The organism is Salinicola halimionae (assembly GCF_003206065.1).
Lineage (GTDB): Bacteria > Pseudomonadota > Gammaproteobacteria > Pseudomonadales > Halomonadaceae > Salinicola > Salinicola halimionae.
In genome coordinates this window covers 166,342-187,473 of the sequence record NZ_PZJQ01000002.1, presented here as the reverse complement: position 1 = coordinate 187,473, position 21,132 = coordinate 166,342, and the positions used below count along the sequence as shown (strand labels likewise).

17 protein-coding genes are annotated in these 21,132 nt (G+C 60.2%); 9 read left to right on the top strand and 8 right to left on the bottom strand.

Annotated elements, in window-relative coordinates; all coding sequences use genetic code 11:
* Positions 1-3: 3 nt before the first annotated feature.
* Positions 4-1,440: an aminotransferase-like domain-containing protein gene (locus DOM27_RS01365; RefSeq protein ID WP_110654273.1), complete on the bottom strand. Its 1,437-nt coding sequence runs from the start codon at positions 1,438-1,440 to the stop codon at positions 4-6.
* Positions 1,441-1,629: 189 nt separating this feature from the next.
* On the opposite strand from DOM27_RS01365, the gene DOM27_RS01360 reads away from it, so the two are divergent.
* On the top strand, positions 1,630-3,051 hold the full coding sequence (locus DOM27_RS01360) for an APC family permease (RefSeq protein ID WP_110654272.1): 1,422 nt from the start codon (positions 1,630-1,632) through the stop codon (positions 3,049-3,051).
* An 89-nt stretch (positions 3,052-3,140) separates the two neighbouring features.
* On the top strand, positions 3,141-4,418 hold the full coding sequence (gene gabT / locus DOM27_RS01355) for a 4-aminobutyrate--2-oxoglutarate transaminase (protein WP_110654271.1): 1,278 nt from the start codon (positions 3,141-3,143) through the stop codon (positions 4,416-4,418).
* A 109-nt stretch (positions 4,419-4,527) separates the two neighbouring features.
* On the opposite strand, the gene DOM27_RS01350 is transcribed toward gabT, so the two are convergent.
* Complete coding sequence (locus DOM27_RS01350) at positions 4,528-4,992, bottom strand: GNAT family N-acetyltransferase (protein ID WP_110654270.1); 465 nt, start codon at positions 4,990-4,992, stop codon at positions 4,528-4,530.
* 145 nt (positions 4,993-5,137) lie between these two features.
* Here DOM27_RS01350 and DOM27_RS01345 point away from each other — a divergent pair, with 145 nt between their 5' ends.
* On the top strand, positions 5,138-6,112 hold the full coding sequence (locus tag DOM27_RS01345) for a threo-3-hydroxy-L-aspartate ammonia-lyase (protein WP_110654269.1): 975 nt from the start codon (positions 5,138-5,140) through the stop codon (positions 6,110-6,112).
* Positions 6,113-6,131: 19 nt separating this feature from the next.
* Here the strand turns inward: DOM27_RS01345 and DOM27_RS01340 are convergent, their stop codons facing one another.
* Both DOM27_RS01340 and exaC read right to left on the bottom strand, forming a co-directional pair.
* Complete coding sequence (locus DOM27_RS01340) at positions 6,132-6,440, bottom strand: hypothetical protein (protein ID WP_223162251.1); 309 nt, start codon at positions 6,438-6,440, stop codon at positions 6,132-6,134.
* A 266-nt stretch (positions 6,441-6,706) separates the two neighbouring features.
* Positions 6,707-8,227: an acetaldehyde dehydrogenase ExaC gene (gene exaC, locus DOM27_RS01335; RefSeq protein ID WP_110654268.1), complete on the bottom strand. Its 1,521-nt coding sequence runs from the start codon at positions 8,225-8,227 to the stop codon at positions 6,707-6,709.
* A gap of 199 nt (positions 8,228-8,426) precedes the next feature.
* On the opposite strand from exaC, the gene DOM27_RS01330 reads away from it, so the two are divergent.
* Positions 8,427-8,825 carry a hypothetical protein gene (locus DOM27_RS01330; RefSeq protein WP_110654267.1) on the top strand — a complete coding sequence of 133 codons (399 nt, stop codon included), beginning with the start codon at positions 8,427-8,429 and terminating at the stop codon, positions 8,823-8,825.
* Positions 8,826-9,135: 310 nt separating this feature from the next.
* Here DOM27_RS01330 and DOM27_RS01325 read toward each other — a convergent pair whose 3' ends face one another.
* The 4 genes from DOM27_RS01325 to glyQ all read right to left on the bottom strand — a co-directional run bounded on the left by DOM27_RS01325 (position 9,136) and on the right by glyQ (position 15,776).
* Entirely contained in the window at positions 9,136-11,199 is a 2,064-nt protein-coding gene (locus DOM27_RS01325) for an AsmA family protein (protein WP_110654266.1), read from the bottom strand.
* 207 nt (positions 11,200-11,406) lie between these two features.
* A complete protein-coding gene (gene gmhB, locus DOM27_RS01320; protein ID WP_110654265.1) occupies positions 11,407-11,946 on the bottom strand; it encodes a D-glycero-beta-D-manno-heptose 1,7-bisphosphate 7-phosphatase in 540 nt (179 codons plus the stop codon).
* Positions 11,947-12,744: 798 nt separating this feature from the next.
* Positions 12,745-14,811, bottom strand: a complete 2,067-nt coding sequence (glyS, locus tag DOM27_RS01315) for a glycine--tRNA ligase subunit beta (protein ID WP_110654264.1) — start codon at positions 14,809-14,811, stop codon at positions 12,745-12,747.
* 2 nt (positions 14,812-14,813) lie between these two features.
* A complete protein-coding gene (glyQ, locus tag DOM27_RS01310) occupies positions 14,814-15,776 on the bottom strand; it encodes a glycine--tRNA ligase subunit alpha (RefSeq protein ID WP_110654891.1) in 963 nt (320 codons plus the stop codon).
* A gap of 181 nt (positions 15,777-15,957) precedes the next feature.
* On the opposite strand from glyQ, the gene rfaD reads away from it, so the two are divergent.
* The 5 genes from rfaD to DOM27_RS01285 all read left to right on the top strand — a co-directional run bounded on the left by rfaD (position 15,958) and on the right by DOM27_RS01285 (position 21,106).
* Positions 15,958-16,941 carry an ADP-glyceromanno-heptose 6-epimerase gene (rfaD, locus tag DOM27_RS01305; RefSeq protein ID WP_110654263.1) on the top strand — a complete coding sequence of 328 codons (984 nt, stop codon included), beginning with the start codon at positions 15,958-15,960 and terminating at the stop codon, positions 16,939-16,941.
* On the top strand, positions 16,934-17,959 hold the full coding sequence (waaF, locus tag DOM27_RS01300) for a lipopolysaccharide heptosyltransferase II (protein ID WP_110654262.1): 1,026 nt from the start codon (positions 16,934-16,936) through the stop codon (positions 17,957-17,959). The genes rfaD and waaF overlap by 8 nt, the downstream gene beginning before the upstream one ends.
* 117 nt (positions 17,960-18,076) lie before the next feature.
* The gene (locus DOM27_RS01295) at positions 18,077-18,907 is read left to right on the top strand and encodes a hypothetical protein (RefSeq protein ID WP_157956686.1); all 831 of its coding nucleotides are present in this window, start codon (positions 18,077-18,079) and stop codon (positions 18,905-18,907) included.
* Complete coding sequence (locus tag DOM27_RS01290; RefSeq protein ID WP_110654260.1) at positions 18,904-20,049, top strand: glycosyltransferase; 1,146 nt, start codon at positions 18,904-18,906, stop codon at positions 20,047-20,049. Before DOM27_RS01295 ends, DOM27_RS01290 begins: the two co-directional genes overlap by 4 nt.
* Before the next feature lie 145 nt (positions 20,050-20,194).
* Positions 20,195-21,106, top strand: a complete 912-nt coding sequence (locus DOM27_RS01285; RefSeq protein ID WP_188113665.1) for a hypothetical protein — start codon at positions 20,195-20,197, stop codon at positions 21,104-21,106.
* Positions 21,107-21,132 lie beyond the last annotated feature (26 nt).

Sequence of the window (21,132 nt, the reverse complement as noted above, 5' to 3'; positions counted from 1 at the left end):
ATCTCAGCGTTGCGACTCGACGAACTCGCGAATGCCGGCAGCGAGGCGCAGGCCCTGACGGTCAAGCGCCTCGCCCTCGACCATGCCGACGCCCAGGATCAGGCCGCGCCGGTGGTCGCCCGCGCCGCACACTCGGCTCAACGGCCGGGCGACCAGCTGGTATCGGTTCAGCAGATGCTGTGATAAACGCTCGTCGTCCAGATTCGCGGCGAGCGCCAGACTCAGACTGATATTGCCGGCCGGCGGCGAAATGCCGATGATGCCGGGTGTCCCGGCGAGCAGCCCCTGCAGCTGCTGTTGGCGCTGCAGATACTCGCGGGCCATGCGCTGACACCAGCTATCCAGATCGCCATCATCGATGAAGGTGGCGAGCACCGCCTGATCGAGTAGCCTTCCTTCGCGAAAGACGCCGGTACGCACCCGGTTGATCGCGGCACTCAGCCCTCTCGGAACCACCAGATAACCCAGCCGCAGACCCGGGAACATCAGCTTGGAGAACGAGCCGATCAGAATCTGGTTGTCGGCGACGGTATCGAACGCCAGTTCCCGATGACAGCCGTCGCCGAATTCGTAGTCGTCTTCCAGGATCCAGTCGGGTTCAAGATGTCGAACCAGTGAATGTTTGTGAGCACTCACTGACTTCATGCCTAACGGATAATGGTGAGATCCGGTGAAGTAGAGCAGTCTGGGGCGAGCGCTTGGCAACGTGCCCACGTAACCTTCCCGCGGTTCCCAGATGGCGTGCTCGATCTCGAGTCCGCCAGCGTGAAAGACGTTCCGAGCGCCCCAGTAGAACGGGGAATCCATGACCACACGATCGCCGTGGTCAGCCAGCGTCAGGGCGCACAGCTGAAGGCCGTGGTGGGCGCCTTCGGTAATCACGATCTGATCGAGTTCGCAGTCGATGCCCCGCCACCGTGACAGATAGCCCGCGATGGCGCGCTTCAACGGCCCGTAGCCGCCCGCGGCGTAGGAGAGCAGCAGCGTATTGTGGGGCACGGTGATGCGCGAATAGAGCTGGCGCCAGCGGGCGATCGGAAAATGGACGATATCGGGCACCCCCGGCACGAAGGCGCCGCTCTGCAGCGGACTGGCACCGACATCCCCAAGCAGCTTATGTGCGCGGCGAGAAATCGGCCCGCTGGGGACAGCCTCCCGTTCTCGCCGAGGTAAGCGCTTGCACACCCAGGTGCCCCGGCCATGGTCGGTGATCAGATGCCCTTGTCGGGTCAGGCTCTCGATAACGCCGGCCAGCGTGTTGCGGGCCACGCCGAGCGTGACGCATAGCGCTCGATGACCGGGCAGTCGTTGGCCGCCCTGCCACCGCTGTGCAATCAATGTCAGCAGGGTCTGCTCGAGTCGGCAGTGCTTGGTCAGGTGCACCGGCTGCGCGTGGTAACCCAGCTTGATGTGATACAGCGCCTGGTGGCGGTCGTCCATGCGACTCCTCGTGAGGAACGCGGTAGGAATCCGTCGATTATGCGCTGGCCATTGCAGGTGGTCTACCCGAAGCGGAAAGTGGTCTAGTCCCGGGTAGGGCTCGGAGTGGTAGCGTGACAGGTGGATCGCTGTTCCCGGTCTATCGACGACGCTCTCGCCTTCTCAATAACAACCTAAAGAGAAATCCTCATGTCGAATGCTCCTCATCCTCCGGAATTCGTGCGGGTTCTCGCCCGTACCGATGTTCTCGCGTTGGCTTTCGGCGCCATGATCGGCTGGGGCTGGATTGTCCTCACCGGTAGCGCCATTCTCGATGGGGGTAGCGTGGGCGCGATACTCGCCTTCGTCATTGGCGGCATTGCCGTGCTGCTGGTGGGTTTGACCTATGCCGAGTTGGCGTCGGCGATGCCTCAAGTGGGTGGCGAACACGTCTACAGCTATCGAGCGCTCGGCCACTTTGCCTCTTTCGTCTGCACCTGGAGCATCGTGCTGGGCTATGTCAGCGTTGCGTCGTTCGAAGCCGTGGCGCTGCCGACGGTGGTCGAGCATCTGTTTCCCGGTTACGCCGTCGGTGATCTATGGACCGTCGCCGGCTGGGACGTCAAGGCGACCTGGGTCGCGGTAGGCGTGCTCGGCTCGCTGGTGATGATGGCCGTCAATTACGTGGGGATCTCCACCGCTGCGCTACTGCAGAAAGTCGTCACCGGGCTGATCCTGGTGGCGGGGGTGATGTTCGTGACCGGAGCGCTGTTCACCGGCGACGGCGGCAACATGCAGCCGCTGTTCGCCAGCGGCGAGCACGGCGCCTTCGGGGGCATCGTGGCGGTACTGGTGCTGGTCCCGTTCCTGTTCGTCGGTTTCGACGTGATTCCCCAGGCGGCGGAAGAGATCGATCTGCCGTTCCGTGATATCGGCAAGGTGCTGGTGCTCTCGGTGATCATGGCGGTGTGCTGGTATACCCTGATCATTCTCGGCACCAGCCTGATGCTCGACAACGAGGCGCTGCAGGGCAGCTCTCTCAGTGTGCCGGACGCGATGACGGCGGTCTTCGATGCATCCTGGGCCGGCAATCTGATGGTGCTGGCGGGCATCGCCGGGATCATCACCAGCTGGAATGCGTTCTACATTGGCGGGTCGCGGGCCATTTATGCGCTGGCCCACGCCGGGATGTTGCCGGCTTTCCTTGGCAAGCTGCACCCGCGCTACAAGACCCCGACCCACGCCATCATCCTGATCGGCGTGCTTTCCACCGCGGCGCCATTCTTCGGACGTCCGGCGCTGGTATGGCTCGTCGATGCCGGCGGCCTGGGCATCGTGCTTGCCTACCTGTTCGTGGCGCTGTCGTTCGTTATCCTGCGCTATCGCGAGCCGGACATGCCGCGCCCATACCATGTCGGTGCCGGCAAACTGGTCGGCGTGCTGGCGGTGCTGCTGTCGCTGGGCATGACGTGTCTCTACCTGCCAGGCAGCCCGTCGGCGCTGACGCCCATCGAGTGGTCCATCTTCGGTGGCTGGATGGTCGCCGGATTGGCACTGTACGGATGGGCGCGACAGCACTACGGTCGAGAGATGGGCGATCGCCTCATTCGGGCTGCCTACGATAAATCCTGATTTTGATTGTATGGCGCGCCGCCTGCGAACCCGACGACGCGCGACCCACGTTAGCGGCACCCGATGCCGCGTCAGAGGAGTGTTCATCCATGACCAATGCAGAACTCAACGAACTCAAGCAGCGCTACGTTGCCAACGGCGCGGCCAGCCCGGCCGGTCAGTTCGCCGCTCGCGCCGAGAATGCCGAGCTGTGGGACGAGGACGGCAAGCGCTTCATCGACTTCGCCGGGGGTATCGGTGTGCTCAACATTGGCCATCGTCATCCCAAGGTGGTCGAGGCGGTCAAGGCCCAGCTCGACAAGGTGATGCATACCTGCCAGACCGTCATGCCGTATGAGGGATACGTGCGGGTGGCGCAGAAGCTCAGCGAAGTGACGCCGGTGCGCGGCCACGCCAAGGTGATGCTGGCGAACTCCGGCGCCGAGGCGCTGGAAAACGCGGTCAAGGTGGCGCGTGCCGCCACCGGACGCTCCGGCGTGATCTGCTTTACCGGCGGCTATCACGGCCGGACGTTCATGACCATGGCGATGAACGGCAAGGTGGCGCCGTATCGTAACGACTTCGGCCCGATGCCCGGTCAGGTTTATCGCGCGCCCTATCCGGTACCTTCCATCGGTGTCAGCGAAGAAGAGGCACTGCGCCATCTGAAAATGACGCTGAAGACTGATGCCAACGTCAACGACACTGCGGCGATCGTGATCGAGCCGGTGCTGGGTGAGGGCGGTTTCCACGCCGCGCCGGCGAGCTTCCTGAAAGCGCTGCGAGAGATCTGCGACGAACACGGCATCCTGCTTATCGCCGACGAGGTGCAGTCCGGCTTCGGGCGGACCGGCAAGCTGTTCGCCATCGAGCACAGCGGCGTCGAACCGGACATCATCACCATGGCCAAGAGCATGGCCGACGGCATGCCGATCTCCGCCGTGGTGGGTACCGACAAGGTGATGGACGCTTCCGGCGGCAACTCGCTGGGCGGCACCTATACCGGCAGCCCGGTCTCCTGTGCCGCGGTGCTGGCCGTGCTGGAAGTGTTCGAGGAGGAGCGCATTCTGGAGAAGAGCCAGGCGTTGGGCGAGAAGCTTCGAGTGCGCTTCGACAAGTGGCAGCAGGACTACGCCGGTGTCGCCAACGCGCGCAACCTGGGCGCGATGGCGGCCTTCGATCTGGTCACCGACAAGAAGAGCGGCGTGCCCAATGCCGAGCTGGCAGGCAAGCTCTGTCGCGAGGCGCGCGAACGCGGTTTGATCCTGCTCTCCTGTGGCCTTTACGCCAACACGATCCGCTTCCTGATGCCGGTCACCATCAGTGACGAGGTGCTTGAAGAGGGACTCGATCTGATCGAGAAGATGCTGAGCGAATTCGGCGCCTGAGCTGAATGATCTCTGCCCCGAGTGGCGGGGCGGATACGCTGAAAAGAAGCCGACGCTGCTGTTGCAGCGTCGGCTTTTTCGTTTTCTTTAAAGTGAGTGCTTACTGACTCTACGCGTCGCCCGCTCGCTGCATGTCGATATGGGGGATGCCGTCTTCCACATAGATTTCGCCGGCCGGCTCGAAGCCGTGGCGGCCGTAATAACCCTGTAGATGCGCCTGGGCGGACAGCCTGGCGTCGCGGCCGGGCCATCGCGATTCGATTCGCGTCAGCGCGGCGCGCAACAGCTCGTGACCGAGTCCGCCGCCACGGTAATCGGGATGGATGACCACGCGGCCGATGGAGACGGGCCGGTCGATCTCATCCGGGACTTTGAGACGCAGGGTCGCCGCGAGATGGTCAGCTGTCAGTACGCTCAGATGGTGCGTCGAGTCGTGCAGATCGTGACCATCCAGTTCCTGATAGGGGCACTGCTGTTCTACCACGAACACGGCCTCACGCAGCGAGAGCAGCGCATAAAGTTCGGCAGGATCGAGTTCGGGGCCCGTCTGCCATATCCAGTCGTATGATGCCATCTGTCTCTTTCCTCGCGGCCATTCAGCCATCATGATCGAAGCCCTATCCAAGTGTTTCATTTAAGCATTTTGAAGGGCTTTCAATGTAGCGCTGGACGCGATAACCGCGACAACGACGCCATGACAACGGGAGAACGATGACGGCATGAGCACCCTGGCAATCGACTACGATGACGTGGTAGCGGCACATCGACGGCTCGAAGGAATCGCCCACTGGACGCCGGCGCTGCGGTCGGCGACGGCGGACGCGCGCACTGGCGCAACGCTTCACTTCAAGGCCGAGCATCTTCAGCGCATCGGCGCGTTCAAGTTCCGCGGTGGCTACAACGCCATCACTCAGTTCAATGCCAAGCAGAAAGCAGCCGGGGTCATCGCCTTTTCCTCGGGCAACCATGCTCAGGCAATCGCACTCTCGGCCAGACTGCATGGCATTCGCGCCGTGATCGTGATGCCCGAGGATGCGCCAGCGATCAAGATCGCGGCCACTCGTGGCTATGGCGCCGAAGTCGTGCTCTATGACCGTTATACCCAGGATCGCGAGGCGCTGGGCCGGGAACTGGCCGATGCCGAAGGGCTGACCTTGATCCCGCCGTTCAACCATCCGCACGTGATGGCGGGGCAGGGTACCGTTGCCGAGGAGCTGTTCGATGATGTCGGTGAGCTGGATACATTGATCGTGCCGCTGGGTGGCGGCGGGCTACTGTCCGGCTGTGCCACGGTTGCCAGGGCACGTTATCCGAACTGTCGAATCATCGGCGTCGAGCCGGAAGCCGGTAACGACGCTCAGCGGAGCCTGGCCAGCGGCAAAATCGTTTCCATCGACACGCCGCGCACCATCGCCGATGGCGCCCAGACCCAGGCGCTGGGTACGCTGACTTTCCCGGTACTCCAGGCGCATGTCGACGAGATCGTCACTGTCTCCGACGCGGAACTCGTTGATGCCATGGTCTTCATGGCCGGGCGGATGAAGCAGTTCGTCGAACCGACCGGGTGCCTGGCAGCGGCTGCCGCATTCAGTGGACAGGTGCCGATCGAAGGGCAGCGCGTGGGGGTCATTCTTTCCGGTGGTAACGTTGACCTGAAGCGATTTGCAGAGCTGGTCCAAGGCGCTCACAGCTGATCCGGATATTGGGTTCGGGTCAGAGCTGAGGCGAAAGCTCTCGCAACAGTGACCGGGTGATTTCATGCCACTCATTGTCCAGGCTCTGGTCCGGCAATTGACGCCCGGCTTGGCGATACCAGTAGTGGGCGTTATCGATGTCGCCTTCCCAGCGATGGAGATAGGCGTGAACCCAAGCCGCTCGCCGACCCGAACTCGAGTCCACTTGAGCATGCGCCTTGGACCATTCGGATCTCCCAGCCCACCACAGAGCTCGAAGTTCGTGTCCCAGATCTGCTGGCGGCGTCGGTCGGTCGAGGCTGCTCAAGAAGGTCGTCATGTTCGTCATGGCGTTTCCTCTCTTGTCTGGCGTGTCCGTGTTTCTCACTGTAACAGTAATCGAGTGGAGGTTAGCCCGATACAACGTGGATCAAACCGAGATCCGAGAAGCGGACGTATGGAATTGGTGGTCGTCATCGTCGAGCGGGCCTGGATCAGGGCGGCCGAGGTGTCGCGACCAGGGCAGGAAATAATGCGCCGCAAAACCGTCGGGCTTTCCGCATTCCGATCTTTAGCTCCGAGATCCTTTCGGACCTCGGAGATTTGCCCGTTGGCTTAGAAGAAGCCCATCGGATTGATATCGTAGCTAATCAGCAGATTCTTGGTCTGTTGATAATGCTCCAGCGCCATCTTGTGAGTCTCTCGCCCCACACCAGACTTCTTGTAGCCGCCGAAGGCAGCGTGGGCCGGATACTGATGGTAGCAATTGGTCCATACGCGGCCGGCCTGAATGCCGCGACCCATGCGGTAGGCGCGATTGATGTCGCGGGTCCAGACACCGGCGCCCAGACCAAATTCGGTATCGTTGGCGATGGCCAGCGCTTCCGCTTCGTCCTTGAATGTCGTCACCGAGACCACCGGCCCGAAAATCTCCTCCTGGAACACGCGCATCTTGTTGTTACCCTTCAACAGCGTCGGCTGAATGTAGTAACCCCGCGATAGATCGTCGCCGAGGGATTCCCGCTCGCCACCGGACAGAAACTCCGCCCCTTCCTCGCGTGCCACGTCCATGTAGGACATGATCTTGTCGAACTGTTCCTGCGAGGCCTGAGCACCGACCTGGGTTTCGGTATCCAGCGGATGGCCGCGCTTGATCTTCTTGACCCGCTCGATGACCTTGGCCATGAAGTCGTCGTAGATACTCTCCTGAATCAGGGCGCGAGACGGGCAGGTACAAACTTCGCCTTGGTTGAGAAAGCCCAGCACCAAGCCTTCGGCGCATTTATCGATGAACTCGGGCTCCGTTGACATGATGTCTTCGAAGTAGATATTCGGCGACTTTCCGCCGAGCTCCACGGTGGAAGGAATGATGTTCTCGGCCGCACACTTCATGATGTGCGAGCCGATGGGAGTGGAGCCGGTGAAAGCGATCTTGGCGATGCGCTTGCTGGAGGCCAGCGCCTGGCCCGCTTCCTCGCCATACCCGTTGACGATATTGATGACCCCCTTGGGCAGCAGGTCGTGGATGACCTCGATGACCTTGAAGATCGAAACCGGTGTCTGCTCGGCGGGCTTTAGCACCACACAGTTACCCGCGGCCAACGCCGGCGCCAGTTTCCAGGTCGCCATCAGGATCGGAAAATTCCAGGGTATGATCTGGCCGACCACGCCGAGTGGTTCATGGAAATGATAGGAGGCCGTGTTCTCGTCGATCTCGGCAGCGGTACCTTCCTGGGCGCGGATACAGCCGGCGAAGTAGCGGAAGTGGTCGATCGCCAGCGGGATGTCGGCGGCCAGCGTTTCGCGCACGGCCTTGCCGTTGTCCCAGGTTTCGGCCACGGCCAGCATTTCCAGGTTCTGTTCCATGCGATCCGCGATCCTGAGAAGCAGGGACGAACGTTCCTGAACGGATGTCTTGCCCCAGCCGGGCGCGGCCTTGTGGGCCGCGTCCAGTGCCGTATCGATATCTTTCTGACTTGACCGAGCAACTTCGCAGAACACTTCGCCGGTGACTGGGGTGATGTTGTCGAAATATCGCCCCTCGGCCGGCGGTACCCACTCACCGCCGATGTAGTTGTCGTAGCGTTTCTCGAACCGGGTGATGGCGTCCGAAGTATTGGGGTTGGCGTAACGCATGATGAGCTCTCCTGATGGATCGGTAGCCGATCGCTGGATTTCTCTACCAATTTGCGCTCCTGAACGAATGCCTGCCATTACGCTTTAGGCGACCTCCTCTGTCGTGGGCTTGGTGCTTCGACCAATGGCGAACGGTGACAATAAATCGCAGTGGTAGTATGAACCGGAGGGTTCAGCGACTTAAAAGGAGGGTCTGACCATGCTGCAGACTCAGGAGAAAGCGGTTCAGGATCGTCCGCTGACTGACGATACCGGCTGCTGTCAGATGAGTTCGATCAATCTGCTGGATGATAGTGTTTCCACGCAGAAAGAAGTTCAGGAACGCAATGTCCTGCAGCTCTATCTGTTGACGGTCCAGGTGAGGGCATTGATGGACGTGGCTTGCCACCAAGGTCAGGCAGAGTTTCTTACCGAACGGTTGCGCTATCACACCGAGCAGCTGGAATCGCAGTTTTCTCATCTGGTGGATAAGCACAAAGGCGCATCGTATACGCGTCATTTCTACGCTCAGCAACAACACCGCTTCGACGCCGAGATCGAGAAGATCATTGGTGCTCTGGAATCGCTAGGCAAGCAGTACGAGCAAAATTCGCGATAGTCCTTTCTTTCCGAAACCCGCTGCGTGTTGGTTTTTGTCACAGCGGTTCGTCTCTTCTAGCCATTTTGGCCGACACCGCTGGCCGTCATCATGCAGTCAAGCCCGGCCATTCTCTGTGGGACCGGCCGGGTCGCCAGCCAATACTCTTAGCCTGCTGGTCGACCAAAGTGAGCTACAGCTTGGAGGCAGCGGGGGCTTCAAGCGCCGCTGGTTGGTTACAGCAAGTCGTCTTCTCTCCCAAACGAGATTGTGATGTTCCACATGGAACGTGCCGCAGTGTTCCACGTGAAACAATCCGCATCTTCCCAGGTCAGTCTGTCTGGATCTGGCTCAAGAAATCATTGCACGGGGTTTTTCCATCCGCGCTTGGTGATACTAGCGCCAGCAGTGCTGCAGCCGGGGTCGCCACGGTGCCCAGAAATGCACCGATAGCGCCTCGCGCCAGTAAAGACCCCGTGTCCACGCCGGGTGAAGGATTCTTGAAGGTTCCTTTGACGTAAAGCGGTGAACGTAGCGTGAAGACGCGAGCTCCCTTGCTCTCCGGTTCGATAGTCAAATCCAGCGCTTCGTTACCAAAGTTGGCGGTACCATCGATCTTGACCAAGGCGTTTTCTGTATCGATCAGGAAGAAGCGCGTCTTGGCCAGCCCATCAGTGACATTGAAATTGGCTGCCGCACAGTTGATCTTCACCTGTTCATCACCAAACAACTTGCCGACCACGTAGTTACCCACATTGAGCCCGGCCAGCTCCATCAGGTTCTGGCTGATCAGGCCTTCATTGACCAACATCTGAAGGTCGCCGTTGCTGCTGCCTAGAATGTCCGCGACCGAGTTTCCGGTACCACTGAGAGTGGCGTCTCCGTTGAGTTCTCCTCGGCTGTTATCCATCAGCTCGACGTCGGGGAACAGGCGGCTCAGCATGAGATGCCGAATGTGCATGTCCACCCGGCTTTGCATCGGTGTCTGGCTACCGTCGAGACGTAAGGTGGTATTGAGGTTGCCTCCCGCGATGCCGAACCGCAGTGGGTCCAGCAGAATCTCTCCATCATCCAATCTGACGTGGGTATAAATGTCTTCGAGAGGGAGAGAGTCACCGTGCTCGACACGTTTGGCGGTGAACTTCACGTCCGCATCCATGGTCTTCCACTGGGCCGCATCGAATGCTTCGACCGGAAGCAACTTATCATCTGGCTGTCTGTTGGTTTCACCTCGGTCGGCCTTTTTAGCGTTAGAGTCAGCACCAATCAGCGGCGCGAGATCGGCGAACCGCAGCTGTTGCGAGATGACTTCGCCCTTGAGCAAAGGGCGCGGTTCGCCCATTCGGTAGGTAAGATCGCCATGGATATCGCTATCACCGATCTGGCCATCAAAATCACGATAGCGGAATGAGAGTGCATCCTGCGTACCTAGATTGGCAGTGAGATGACCTCGAGTGGAATAAGGTGGCGTATCGGGCAAGGTCACGCCGATGATGTCGTAGAGAGCGCCCAGGTTCTGGCCCGAGAAACTGAGGTCCATATCGATTTCTTGCGGCGATAGCGGGTCGGTTATCGTACCGTTGACCGCGACTTGGGTATCCCCGGCATCTATCTCGGCCTGAGCGGGATACGGAACACCCCGACGCTTGAACGCCTCTGGACCACCCAGCTTCCCCGAGCCAGAGAATGGTTGTTCGCGATAGGTCCCCTCAGCTTTCCAACCAAAACGGTAATCGCTGATCTGCTGGCCTTCGGTCTGGCTGACGGCGCTATCATCGCCAGTCAGCTCTTTGAATGCGATGGGTTTGCCTAGCAGCTGGACCGTGGCATCGATATTGGCCGCCAATATCGCATCTCGATAATGCACATCGATGGGATCGAAATCGATGGCCCCGACATCGACTGTCCAGCCATTTTCTTTCGAACCTTCATCCTTCGCTTGATCTTTCTGGTCGTTGCTACCGAGGTCGAATGTCCAATTATTGCGACCGTCCTCCAAGCGCATGAGTGTTGCTTCCCCACCGTTCAGAGCGATAGCAGGCACAGAGAGAGTCTTTGCGAACAACGGCAGTGGAGAGAGGGTGATATCAATGGCCTTCAAACTGACGAGATCTGCATCGGTAACCTCGCTGGGACTACCGATACGGATGTCTTCGGCATGAATTCTTGGCCAGGGAAACCAGTGCCGCCAACCGCCGTCACCCGAGGGCCACAGCCAGTTGACGTCCAGGTCGCCATCGATGGAGACCTGTCTGTTCAGCGCTTCACTTGCATGTTGATTGATCGTCGGCTTCAGCCGATTCCAGTCAAAGGTGGCTACGATGATGACCAGTGCGGCCATGAGTAGTATTACGATGGCTAGGACCCAAACGCCAATCCTCTTTCCTTGAGTCATCACGCTATCCCAAGTTTCGTGGTGAAGAATTCAAGGATAGTCGAGGGGGAGAGGAACGTCGCCCTGCTCGCTCACTGGCCCGATGGCTCGCTGACGTAGCAGAAAGGCGCACGAGAGCCAGTTGTGTTTCACGTGAAACAATTCGTGGGGTTCGACCCGGATTTCGAGCCATTGTGGATTCAGGAAAGAACCAGCGACGCTGTTGGATCAGATCAGACGGTCGACAAACTCGGCAAGATCTTCACAGAGCCAGTCAGGGCTGATGGATCGAGGTAGATTGGCCGGGGTATCGGCACCGTTCCCTGTTCCAACCAACGCGGTATGGCAGCCTGCAGCTAGGCCGGCCTGAATGTCTCGCAGACTATCGCCAACCATCCAGCTGTTTTCCAATGACTCGAAACCTAGAGATCGTTGAATCTGTAACAACATTCCCGGTTTGGGCTTCCGGCAATCGCAGCCCTCATCGGGTCGATGAGGGCAGTAGGCGATTATGGCGATGCTACCGCCAGCACTTTCCACCAGGTCGGTGAGGCGGCGGTGGATGGCGTGCAGCGTGTCCAGATCATAATAGCCGCGGCCGATGCCAGACTGGTTGGTGGCGATCGCTACTTGCCATCCGGCTTTGTAAAGACGAGCCATGGCCTCGATGGCGTTGGGCAATGGCCGCCACTCTTCGAGAGATTTTATGTAGGCGTCGGAGTCTTCATTGATGACGCCATCACGATCGAGAATCACGAGTCCGGTCATCGGAGAGGTCCTGAAAGAGAGGGTGAAGAACAGTGTAGGGCGACGAACAATATCACTCCGACTCAAACCTCACGTGCGAAGAGGGGTGTTCCACGTGAAACAAATTGTCATCAAGATACTGGAAAGGAGAACTAAAAAGAAATCTCATCGATCGTGCTTCATTCCATTGCGCCCCTTGCGGCGACGCCGGTCGAGTATGTGACTTGATAGCGGGACAACATTATTCGCTGACTCAAAGAAATTCGGAGAGCTGAGGGTAATCCGCTATGAGCTTGGAGATCCCGTCAGGATCCTCGATCAGAGAGCGTCGAACATACTTACCTATAACGCCTTTCCTGCCTCGGTACATTGAAAGCAGTGTTCGCTCGAGATTGCGGCAAACCAGTGACCAATCGAAGCAGGCCTGCCGAGAGCGTAGCGGTATGCCGAAGTAAAATCGCGGGCACGCGGATAAGTGTGCTGTCGGCGGACCGAATTCAATTGAGTCTCCTTGATCGTTACGCTTCACGACTGGATCGGTATCGTAAGCTTCGATAGCTTCTATTGGCCTTAGATCAGGAGAAAGCGAGTTCGTTCTCGAGGTTCGCATCGAGGTCTAGCGACGCGTGAGGCGTGTCCCTGCAGGATAGCTGACTGGACTCGCTCAGAGGTGGCTACGATGTTTCACGTGGAACACTATGCGACTGCTAGGGGCTAGAAGTTGTGGCTTTAGGCATGGTCCAGCAGCTATGAAATGCAGATTGGAATAAAACGCCCGGCTTAAAGCCGGGCGTATGTTTCACGTGAAACAAGCGAGAATCACGATTGTAGTTCAGCGATATCGGCCACTTCGAGAAACAGCGCCTGAAGACTGGCGAGAAGCGCGAGACGGTTGGCGCGGATGGCGGAGTCGTCAGTGGCAACCATCACCTCGTCGAAGAAGCGATCGACCGGCGCACGCAGCGTGGCGAGAATATCCAGGGCTTGCGCATAGTCTGCTTCCTGAAACAGCGGCTCGACCTGATCGCGGCAATCGGTCACGGTGTTAGCCAAGGCGATTTCCGCGTCTTCAACGAGCAGGTCCTCTTTCACTTGGGTACTGCCGTCGTGTTGCTGCTTGGCCAGTATATTGGAAACGCGCTTATTGGCCGCTGCCAGGGCTGCGGCTTCCTCTCGCTGGCTGAAACGATGCACGGCGCGCAGACGGCGGGCGAAATCCAGCGGCCGTGTCACCGGGCGAGCACGTACCGCCAGATAGACGTCGACCGGCAAGCCTTCGTCCTGCGACCAGGCACGAAAGCGGTCGAGCATGTAGGTCAGCACGTCGTCGATCAGACCTTCGGCCTTGGGCAGGTCGCGGTGCTGGGATGCGGCCAGTTCCAGCAATTCGCGCAGATCGAGATCCCGCTCGCCCTTGATCAGGATGTTCAGCACGCCAATGGTCGCGCGGCGCAGGGCAAACGGATCCTTGGCACCGGTAGGGCGATGGCCGATACCGAAGATTCCCGTCAACGTATCCAGACGGTCGGCCAGCGCGAGTGCCTGGCCGGTCGGTGTCTGGGGAATGACATCGCCGGCGAAGCGCGGCAGATACTGCTCGTGAATGGCTTCCGCCACGTCTTCCGGCTCGCCATCGTGGCGCGCGTAATAGGTTCCCATGATGCCCTGCAGTTCGGGGAACTCGAGCACCATCTCCGTGACCAGATCGCATTTCGCCAATTGGGCCGCGCGCGCGGCCGCCTGGGAGTCGCCGTCGATCTTGCGGGCGATGAACCGAGCGACGACTTCACTGCGGGCGGCCTTGTCGGCGAGCGATCCCAGTTCGCGCTGGAAGACGACATTGGCCAGCGACTCGCGCCGAGCTTCCAGCGTCTGCTTGCGATCGATCTCGAAGAAAAACGCCGCGTCGGCCAGGCGGGGGCGAATGACCTTTTCGTTGCCGTAGATGACCTGTTGCGGATCTTCGCTGTCGATGTTGGCCACGGTGATGAACTGTGGCCTGAGCTTGCCGTCGGCATCGAGCAGGTGGAAATACTTCTGGTTGGCCTTCATCGAGGAGATCAGGCACTCGGCGGGCACCTCGAGGAAGCGCTCATCGAATGTACCCGTCAGCGCCACCGGCCATTCCACGAGACCGTTGACCTCTTCCAACAGATCCTCGTCGATAACCGCCTGGGCATCTTGAACTTCGGCCTCGGCCAGTACCTGCTCCCGAATGCGCTCACGGCGGCGCTCCAGATCCACCAGCACGTAGGCGTTTTCGAGTGCGGCTTCATAGTCGTCGGCGTGGGCAAGTTCGATCGGCGCCGGCGCGTGAAAGCGGTGTCCCAGTGTCGTGCGGCCGGACTTCAGGCCGAGCACGCTGGCCGGCACGATCTGATCGCCGTAAAGCAGCACCAGCCAGTGGACCGGACGCGAAAACTCGATACGCGAGGCGCCCCAGCGCATGTTCTTGGGCACCGGCAGGGCATCGACAGCGGCGCTGACGATCGCCGGCAGCAGCGTCTCGACGTTGTCTCCCTGCTGCTGTTCACGGTAGCCGAGCCAGGTGCCCTTGTCGGTCTCCAGGTGAATCAGTTCGTCCACCGCCACGCCGCAGGAGCGGGCGAAACCTTGGGCCGCCTTGGTGGGCTGGCCATCCTTGAACGCGGCGGCCAGGGCGGGCCCGCGTTTTTCGACTTCACGGTCCGGCTGCTTGTCGGCGAGCGCCGCAATGCGCACGGCAAGGCGCCGCGGGGAGGCGAGGGCGTATGCCTCGCCATGGGGAACCTCGGCGTCGTCGAGACCCTTGATGACGCCGTCACGCAGGGCGGACGCCAGGTTGGCGAGAGCGCCTGGCGGCAGCTCTTCGACGCCCAGTTCGATCAGTAGGGTGTTGACTGCCATGCTCATGCGTCTCCCTGAGTGGTTTCTGAGGTTTGCTGCAAGAGCTCGCGACGCAGCGCCTCAGGCGCCAGCGGGAACCCGGCTGCTTCACGTGAGGCGTAATAGGCGTGCGCGACCTCACGCGCCAGCGTACGCACTCTCAGGATGTAGCGCTGGCGCTCGGTGACCGAGATCGCATGTCGTGCATCCAGCAGATTGAACGTATGCGAGGCCTTGAGTACCTGTTCGTAGGCGGGCAACGGCAGATTGGCCGCGAGCAGCTTGTTGCACTCGGATTCGCAATGGTCGAAGGCTTCGAACAGATAGGGCACGTCGGCGTGTTCGAAGTTGTAGGTCGACTGTTCCCGCTCGTTCTGCAGGTAGACATCGCCATAGGTGATGCGGGTGCCATCGGGAGCAATCGTCCACACCAGGTCGTAGACGCTGTCGACGTCCTGCAGGTACATGGCGATGCGCTCGAGACCGTAGGTCAGCTCGCCGGTCACCGGGAAGCATTCGATCCCGCCGGCCTGCTGGAAGTAGGTGAACTGGGTCACTTCCATGCCGTTGAGCCAGACTTCCCAACCCAGGCCCCAGGCGCCGAGCGTCGGCGATTCCCAGTTGTCCTCGACGAAACGAATATCGTGAACCCGCGGGTTGATTCCCAGCCGTTCGAGCGATCCGAGATAGAGATCCTGCAGATCCTTGGGCGAGGGCTTCATCACCACCTGGAACTGGTAGTAGTGCTGCAGGCGGTTGGGGTTCTCCCCGTAACGGCCATCGGTGGGCCGGCGCGACGGCTGGACATAGGCTGCGTTCCAGCTCTCCGGGCCGATCGAGCGCAGGAAGGTGGCCGGATGAAAGGTGCCGGCGCCCACTTCCATGTCGAGTGGCTGCAGCACGACACAGCCCTTTTCCGCCCAGTATTGCTGAAGGGCGAGTATCAACCCCTGAAAGGTTTTTGCATCTGCCGTCGAGTCTGTCATTGACTGCGCACCGTTGCCCATGAATTCGTGAGCCGCCAAGTATACAATTAGCGCTCAATCGGTTATAGGCACTGTCGACGATCAGGCCGTGTCGTCGACGCATTGTCATCGAACGTCCGGCGACGCACGCGGTCGGAGTCTCCATTCACGGTAACCGAGTCGATCGAAGAGGAGTTACGACATGATCGTTGTCACGGGCGGGGCCGGCTTCATCGGGGCCAATCTGGTCAAGGCACTCAACGCACGCGGCCATCTGGACGTCATGGTGGTCGACGATCTCAGCGACGGCACCAAATTCGTCAACCTGGCGGACTGCACGCTGGGTGACTATCTGGACAAGGACGATTTCCTGGCCCGGGTGAAGGCGGAACTAGGCGGTGAGATGCGCGGCGAAGCCGGCGGACTGCCACCGATCGAGGCGATCTTCCACGAGGGCGCCTGCTCGGATACTACCGAGTGGGACGGGCGCTTCATGCTGGAGAACAACTTCGAGTACTCCAAGGTGCTGCTCGAATACTGTCAGGCCAAGCGAATCCCGTTTCTCTATGCCTCGTCCGCCGCTACCTACGGCGGTAGCGAGGTGTTCGTCGAGGACCCCGCTCACGAGAAGCCGCTCAACGTCTACGGCTACTCCAAGCTGCTGTTCGATCAATACGTGCGTGCGCGCTGGGACGAGTTCGACAGCCAGGTCGTCGGCTTTCGCTACTTCAACGTCTATGGCCCGCGCGAACAGCACAAGGGCAAGATGGCCAGCGTCGCCTACCATCATCACAGCCAGGTCCAGCGTGGCGAGAATCCCAAGCTGTTCGGCGCCTGGGACGGCTATGAAGCCGGCATGCAGAGCCGCGATTTCATCTACGTCGGCGACGTGGTCGACGTCAATCTGTGGTTTCTGGACAACCCCGAGGTCTCCGGCATCTTCAACCTGGGCACCGGCCGCGCGGAGCCGTTCAAGGCGATCGCCGAGACGGCCATCGATTTCTATTCCGACAAGGACGGGGCAAAAGTCGAGATCGAGTACATCGACTTTCCCGATGAACTCAAGGGTCGTTACCAGAGCTACACCCGCGCCGACATCTGCCGCCTGCGCGAGGCGGGCTATACCGCCGAGTTCAAGACGGTGCGCGAAGGCGTTTCCGCCTATCTGGAATGGCTGAATGGATGAAGCTGCTGTCGGTGCCGAGGCACCACGAATCCTGGTCGTTGGCCCTTCCTGGGTCGGCGACATGGTGATGGCGCAGAGCCTGTTCATCACTCTCAAGCGACGCCATCCGGGCGCGAAGATCGGCGTGCTGGCGCCGGGCTGGTCGCTGCCGATTCTCGAGCGCATGCCAGAAGTCGACGAGGCCATTGCGCTGGACGTGAAACACGGCGAATTTGGCTGGAAGACCCGGCGCGAGGTCGCACGCTCGTTGAAAGGCCGCTTCGATCGCGCCATCGTATTGCCGCGTTCGCTGAAGTCGGCGCTGCTACCGTTCCTGGCCGGTATTCCCCGCCGCACCGGTTTCACCGGCGAACAGCGCTATGTGCTGCTCAACGATCGCCGACGGCTCGACAAAGGTGTGCTGGATCAAACCGTCAAGCGTTTCGTGGCGTTGGGGCTCGATGTCGAACAGGCCACGGGTAGGAGTTTTGAGATCCCGCATCCTCGACTGCGCGTCGATCGCGGGCGTCAGACTGAGCTGCGCGCCGAGCTGTCTCTAGGCGAGCGCCCGGCCATCGGCATGATGCCCGGCGCGGAATACGGCCCGGCCAAGCAGTGGCCGTTGGAATATTTTCGCGAACTGGCTGAAACACTGATCGGCAAGGGCTACGCAGTGTGGGTTCTGGGTGGGCCCAAAGATACCGAGGCCGGCGACGTGATCGCCGACGGCCTGGAATCCGCCCATAACCTGTGCGGCAAGACCCGACTGGCGGACGCCGTCGACCTGCTCGCCGCCTGTGAGCAAGTGGTCACCAACGACTCAGGACTAATGCACGTGGCCGCCGCGGTCGGCACGCGAATCCAGGCTCTCTACGGCTCTTCTTCGCCGGCTTACACGCCGCCGTTGACCGACAATGCCGATATTCACTATCTGGCGCTATCCTGCTCACCCTGTTTCGAACGCACCTGCCCGCTGGGGCATCGGAACTGTTTGAAACAGATGCTGCCAGGCAGGATCGAGCAGGCGATTCAGGGCTAACGTAAAAGACGGCTGTCCGACTGGCCACTGTAATACTGATCGAGAGCGACCATGCCGCTACTGACTGCCAAACGAAAACGTAAATTACGATCTGCGTTTCGCTTTCTGTATTATCGAATGAAGAATCCATGGTCTTCTCTTCATGTGCCTTCCAGCGGTGATCGGCTCATCATCTCGCTGACTACGCATCCGCCACGTATCCATCAGATCTTTGCCACGCTGGAGTCTCTCTGCGAGCAGGATATCGATGCTTTCGACGTCCATCTTTATCTATCGCAACGTGACAAGGAAACGATCGGAGAGCTACCAAAGTCACTCCGGCGATTGACGCGGCGCGGCGTGAAAATCGTGGTGACCGAAGCGGACTACCGCTCCTATGACAAGTTACTACATGCTCTCAAGCGGTATCCGGAAGCCACCATCATCACCGCCGACGATGACATGCTGTATCCATCCGACTGGGCGCGACGTCTGCTAGATGGCGCGGATCGATTTCCAGGCTGTATCGTCTGCCACCGGGGTCATATGCTTTGTGAAAGCGCGCCGGGCTCGGGTGTCATCTCCTATCAGATGGTCAAGAGCCGTCAGGATCCCGGAGCCACTCATCCTAATTTCGCCCTGATGCCGACCGGAAGCGGGGGCGTGCTGTACCCGCCCGGCTTGCTGGATACCATGGTTTTCGACGTCGAAGCCTTTCAGACCTTGGCGCCCAATGCGGACGATATCTGGTTCAAGATGGCCTCGCTCAAGGCCGGTACGTGCTGCGTCAGAATCAATCCACGTAACGTCGACTTCCTGCCTAGCCCGGCAGCGGGGGAGTCGGCACTGCATGAAGACAACATCAAACAGGGTGGCAATGATCGTCAGTTCGCTAGCTGCCTGGCGCGTTACCCGGAGTTAAGGGCGATGATTTTCGAAACGACTCCAACACGAGAGGCGATGCCGTGAGCCAGAGAGTATTGCTGGTCGTACGCAAGCTAAGTATCGGCGGTATCGAGCGAGTGACCGTTAATCTTGCCAACGTGCTGGCGCGTCAAGGCCACGACGTCCATGTGCTGGTACTCAAGGGTGGAAATGAGTTGGCGCCGGACGCCGGCGTGACGGTCCATCGGGTGGATTTCGACAAGGCCTTTCGCAAGACGGGAGTGGGGCTGGTCTATGACCTGCTCACGCGGGCGCTGCTGAAGCCGCTGATGCCGGGTTCCGGTTTCCTGTGGAGAGGTTGGTATGGTGGTCACTATCTGCAGCGCTTCGTGGCCGAACTCGAGCGTGAACATGGCCCGATCGATCGCATCATCATGCGCGGGCAAGGTGCCTTCGAGACTGTCTGGTCCTGGCGAGACTCCCGCCTGTGGCAGGTGACCGTTTCCTGGCCCGGGGATTATGGTAGCTGGCTCAAGGGCTTCTATCTGCGCAAGCTGTACGAGGACAAGCAGGTCGCCTGCAATACACCCAACGTACGTGCTCAGTTGGAAAAGCAGCTCGCTCATCACGACATTCGGCCCGGTCGCTGGGCGACCATCATGAATCCGTGCGATATCGAGGCCATTCGCCGCCAGGCCGATGAGCCCGTCGAGTTGCCTGACAGACCCTTTATCGTTCACGTCTCCCGGCTTTCCGATGTCAAACGCCAGGCGTGGCTGATTCGTGCCTATCTGGAGGCCACGATCGAGGAGGATCTGGTCATCGTCGGTGATGGGCCGAAGCGCGAGAGTCTTGAGAAGCTCGTCGATGAGCTCGGTGCCCGAGCGCGTATCCACTTCGTCGGCAGCCAACCCAATCCCTACCCGTGGATGAAGCACGGCCGGCTGTTCGTGCTGAGCTCGCGCAGCGAGGCCTTCGGGATCGTGCTCGCCGAGAGCATGATCTGCGGCACGCCCTGTGCGGCGGTCGACTGCCCCGGGGGCGTGCGCAACGTGTTGATTCACGACCAGGCGAGGCTGATCGCCGACAATTCGATCTCCGGCCTGGCAATCAAGATTCGCGAGGGTCTGGAACGCCCCCCTTCTCTGGAAGACGATCCGGAACTGATCGAGCGTTTTCGAGACACCCGGATTATGCAGCAGTTCCTGGAGCTGCCGACGACTTAGCCATGAGGGGAAGGCTAGTGTGGAGAAAAGTGACAACCGCTGGCGGCGACTAACTCTGTAGCATGCTTATCAATGTGCTATGATATGCTCCCCGAACAGTGTTTGATAATGACACACTTCCATACCCGAACGTGTAGGCTTCTCCATGGCGCGCGTCTCCCAGCCTCCATCGTCCTCCTCTCCGCGATTGCCTGCCGAGGACACTGCGTTCAGCGATCTTCTCGACCCTCGTATGAAGTGGGGCGTTCGTCGGGCGCGCTGGCAGGCCAACCTGCGGGACTCGTTTCAGCGTCGTATCGGCGTGCCGTTGGAAGAGTCACTGTTACGGCGTTGGGCCGACGGAAGAGTGGGCGGTCGTTGGGCCGAGCGCCGGGGGCTACCGCGGCGCTCGATCGAGACGCGGCTGGGTGAGGCGCTGGTCGTGCATGTCGACCCGCGTGAATTGATCCGGGATCTCAACGTCAAGGGTGTCGATGGCAGACGCCCGTCTTCCTCGGCATTCATCTGGGACGGTGATTGGGATCGCAGTCGTGGTGACCTGCGGCGTGGTTCGCGCTATCGCTTCATCAGCGACATCGATATCCATCGCGCCGATCTCACCCAGACCGAGCGCTTTCGCCAATACCGCTCACGACTGGAGTCGGGACATCCGTGGTCCTCGTACCACCAGGGTATCCTGCTCGACACGGAGGACAAGATACTCGCCTACCTGCAAACCTATCTCGGCTTTCTCGACGACATGGCAAACCGGGGATTCGATGCCGAACTGGGGAAGGATGCACTGGGCGTTGCCGTTACCCGCGAGGGCCGGCTGCTCAAGATAAACCGAGGGCTACATCGTCTGGCGATGGCGCAGCGTCTGGGCCTGGAGTCGATCCCCGTCGTCGTGCGCGCGGTGCATCGCCAATGGTGGCAGCGAGTGGTCGAGGATGCCAGCGGCGAGGGGGCGTTGGTACGCGTGGCCGAGGCGTTACCGCTTGCCACCCCCGAAACCCGGCCGGGCGAGCTGGATCCCGGCGAGGACCTGGGCCCTATCGAGTGGCCGGCGTCACGCTAGATCATACTCCGGCAGGTGCTTGCCGC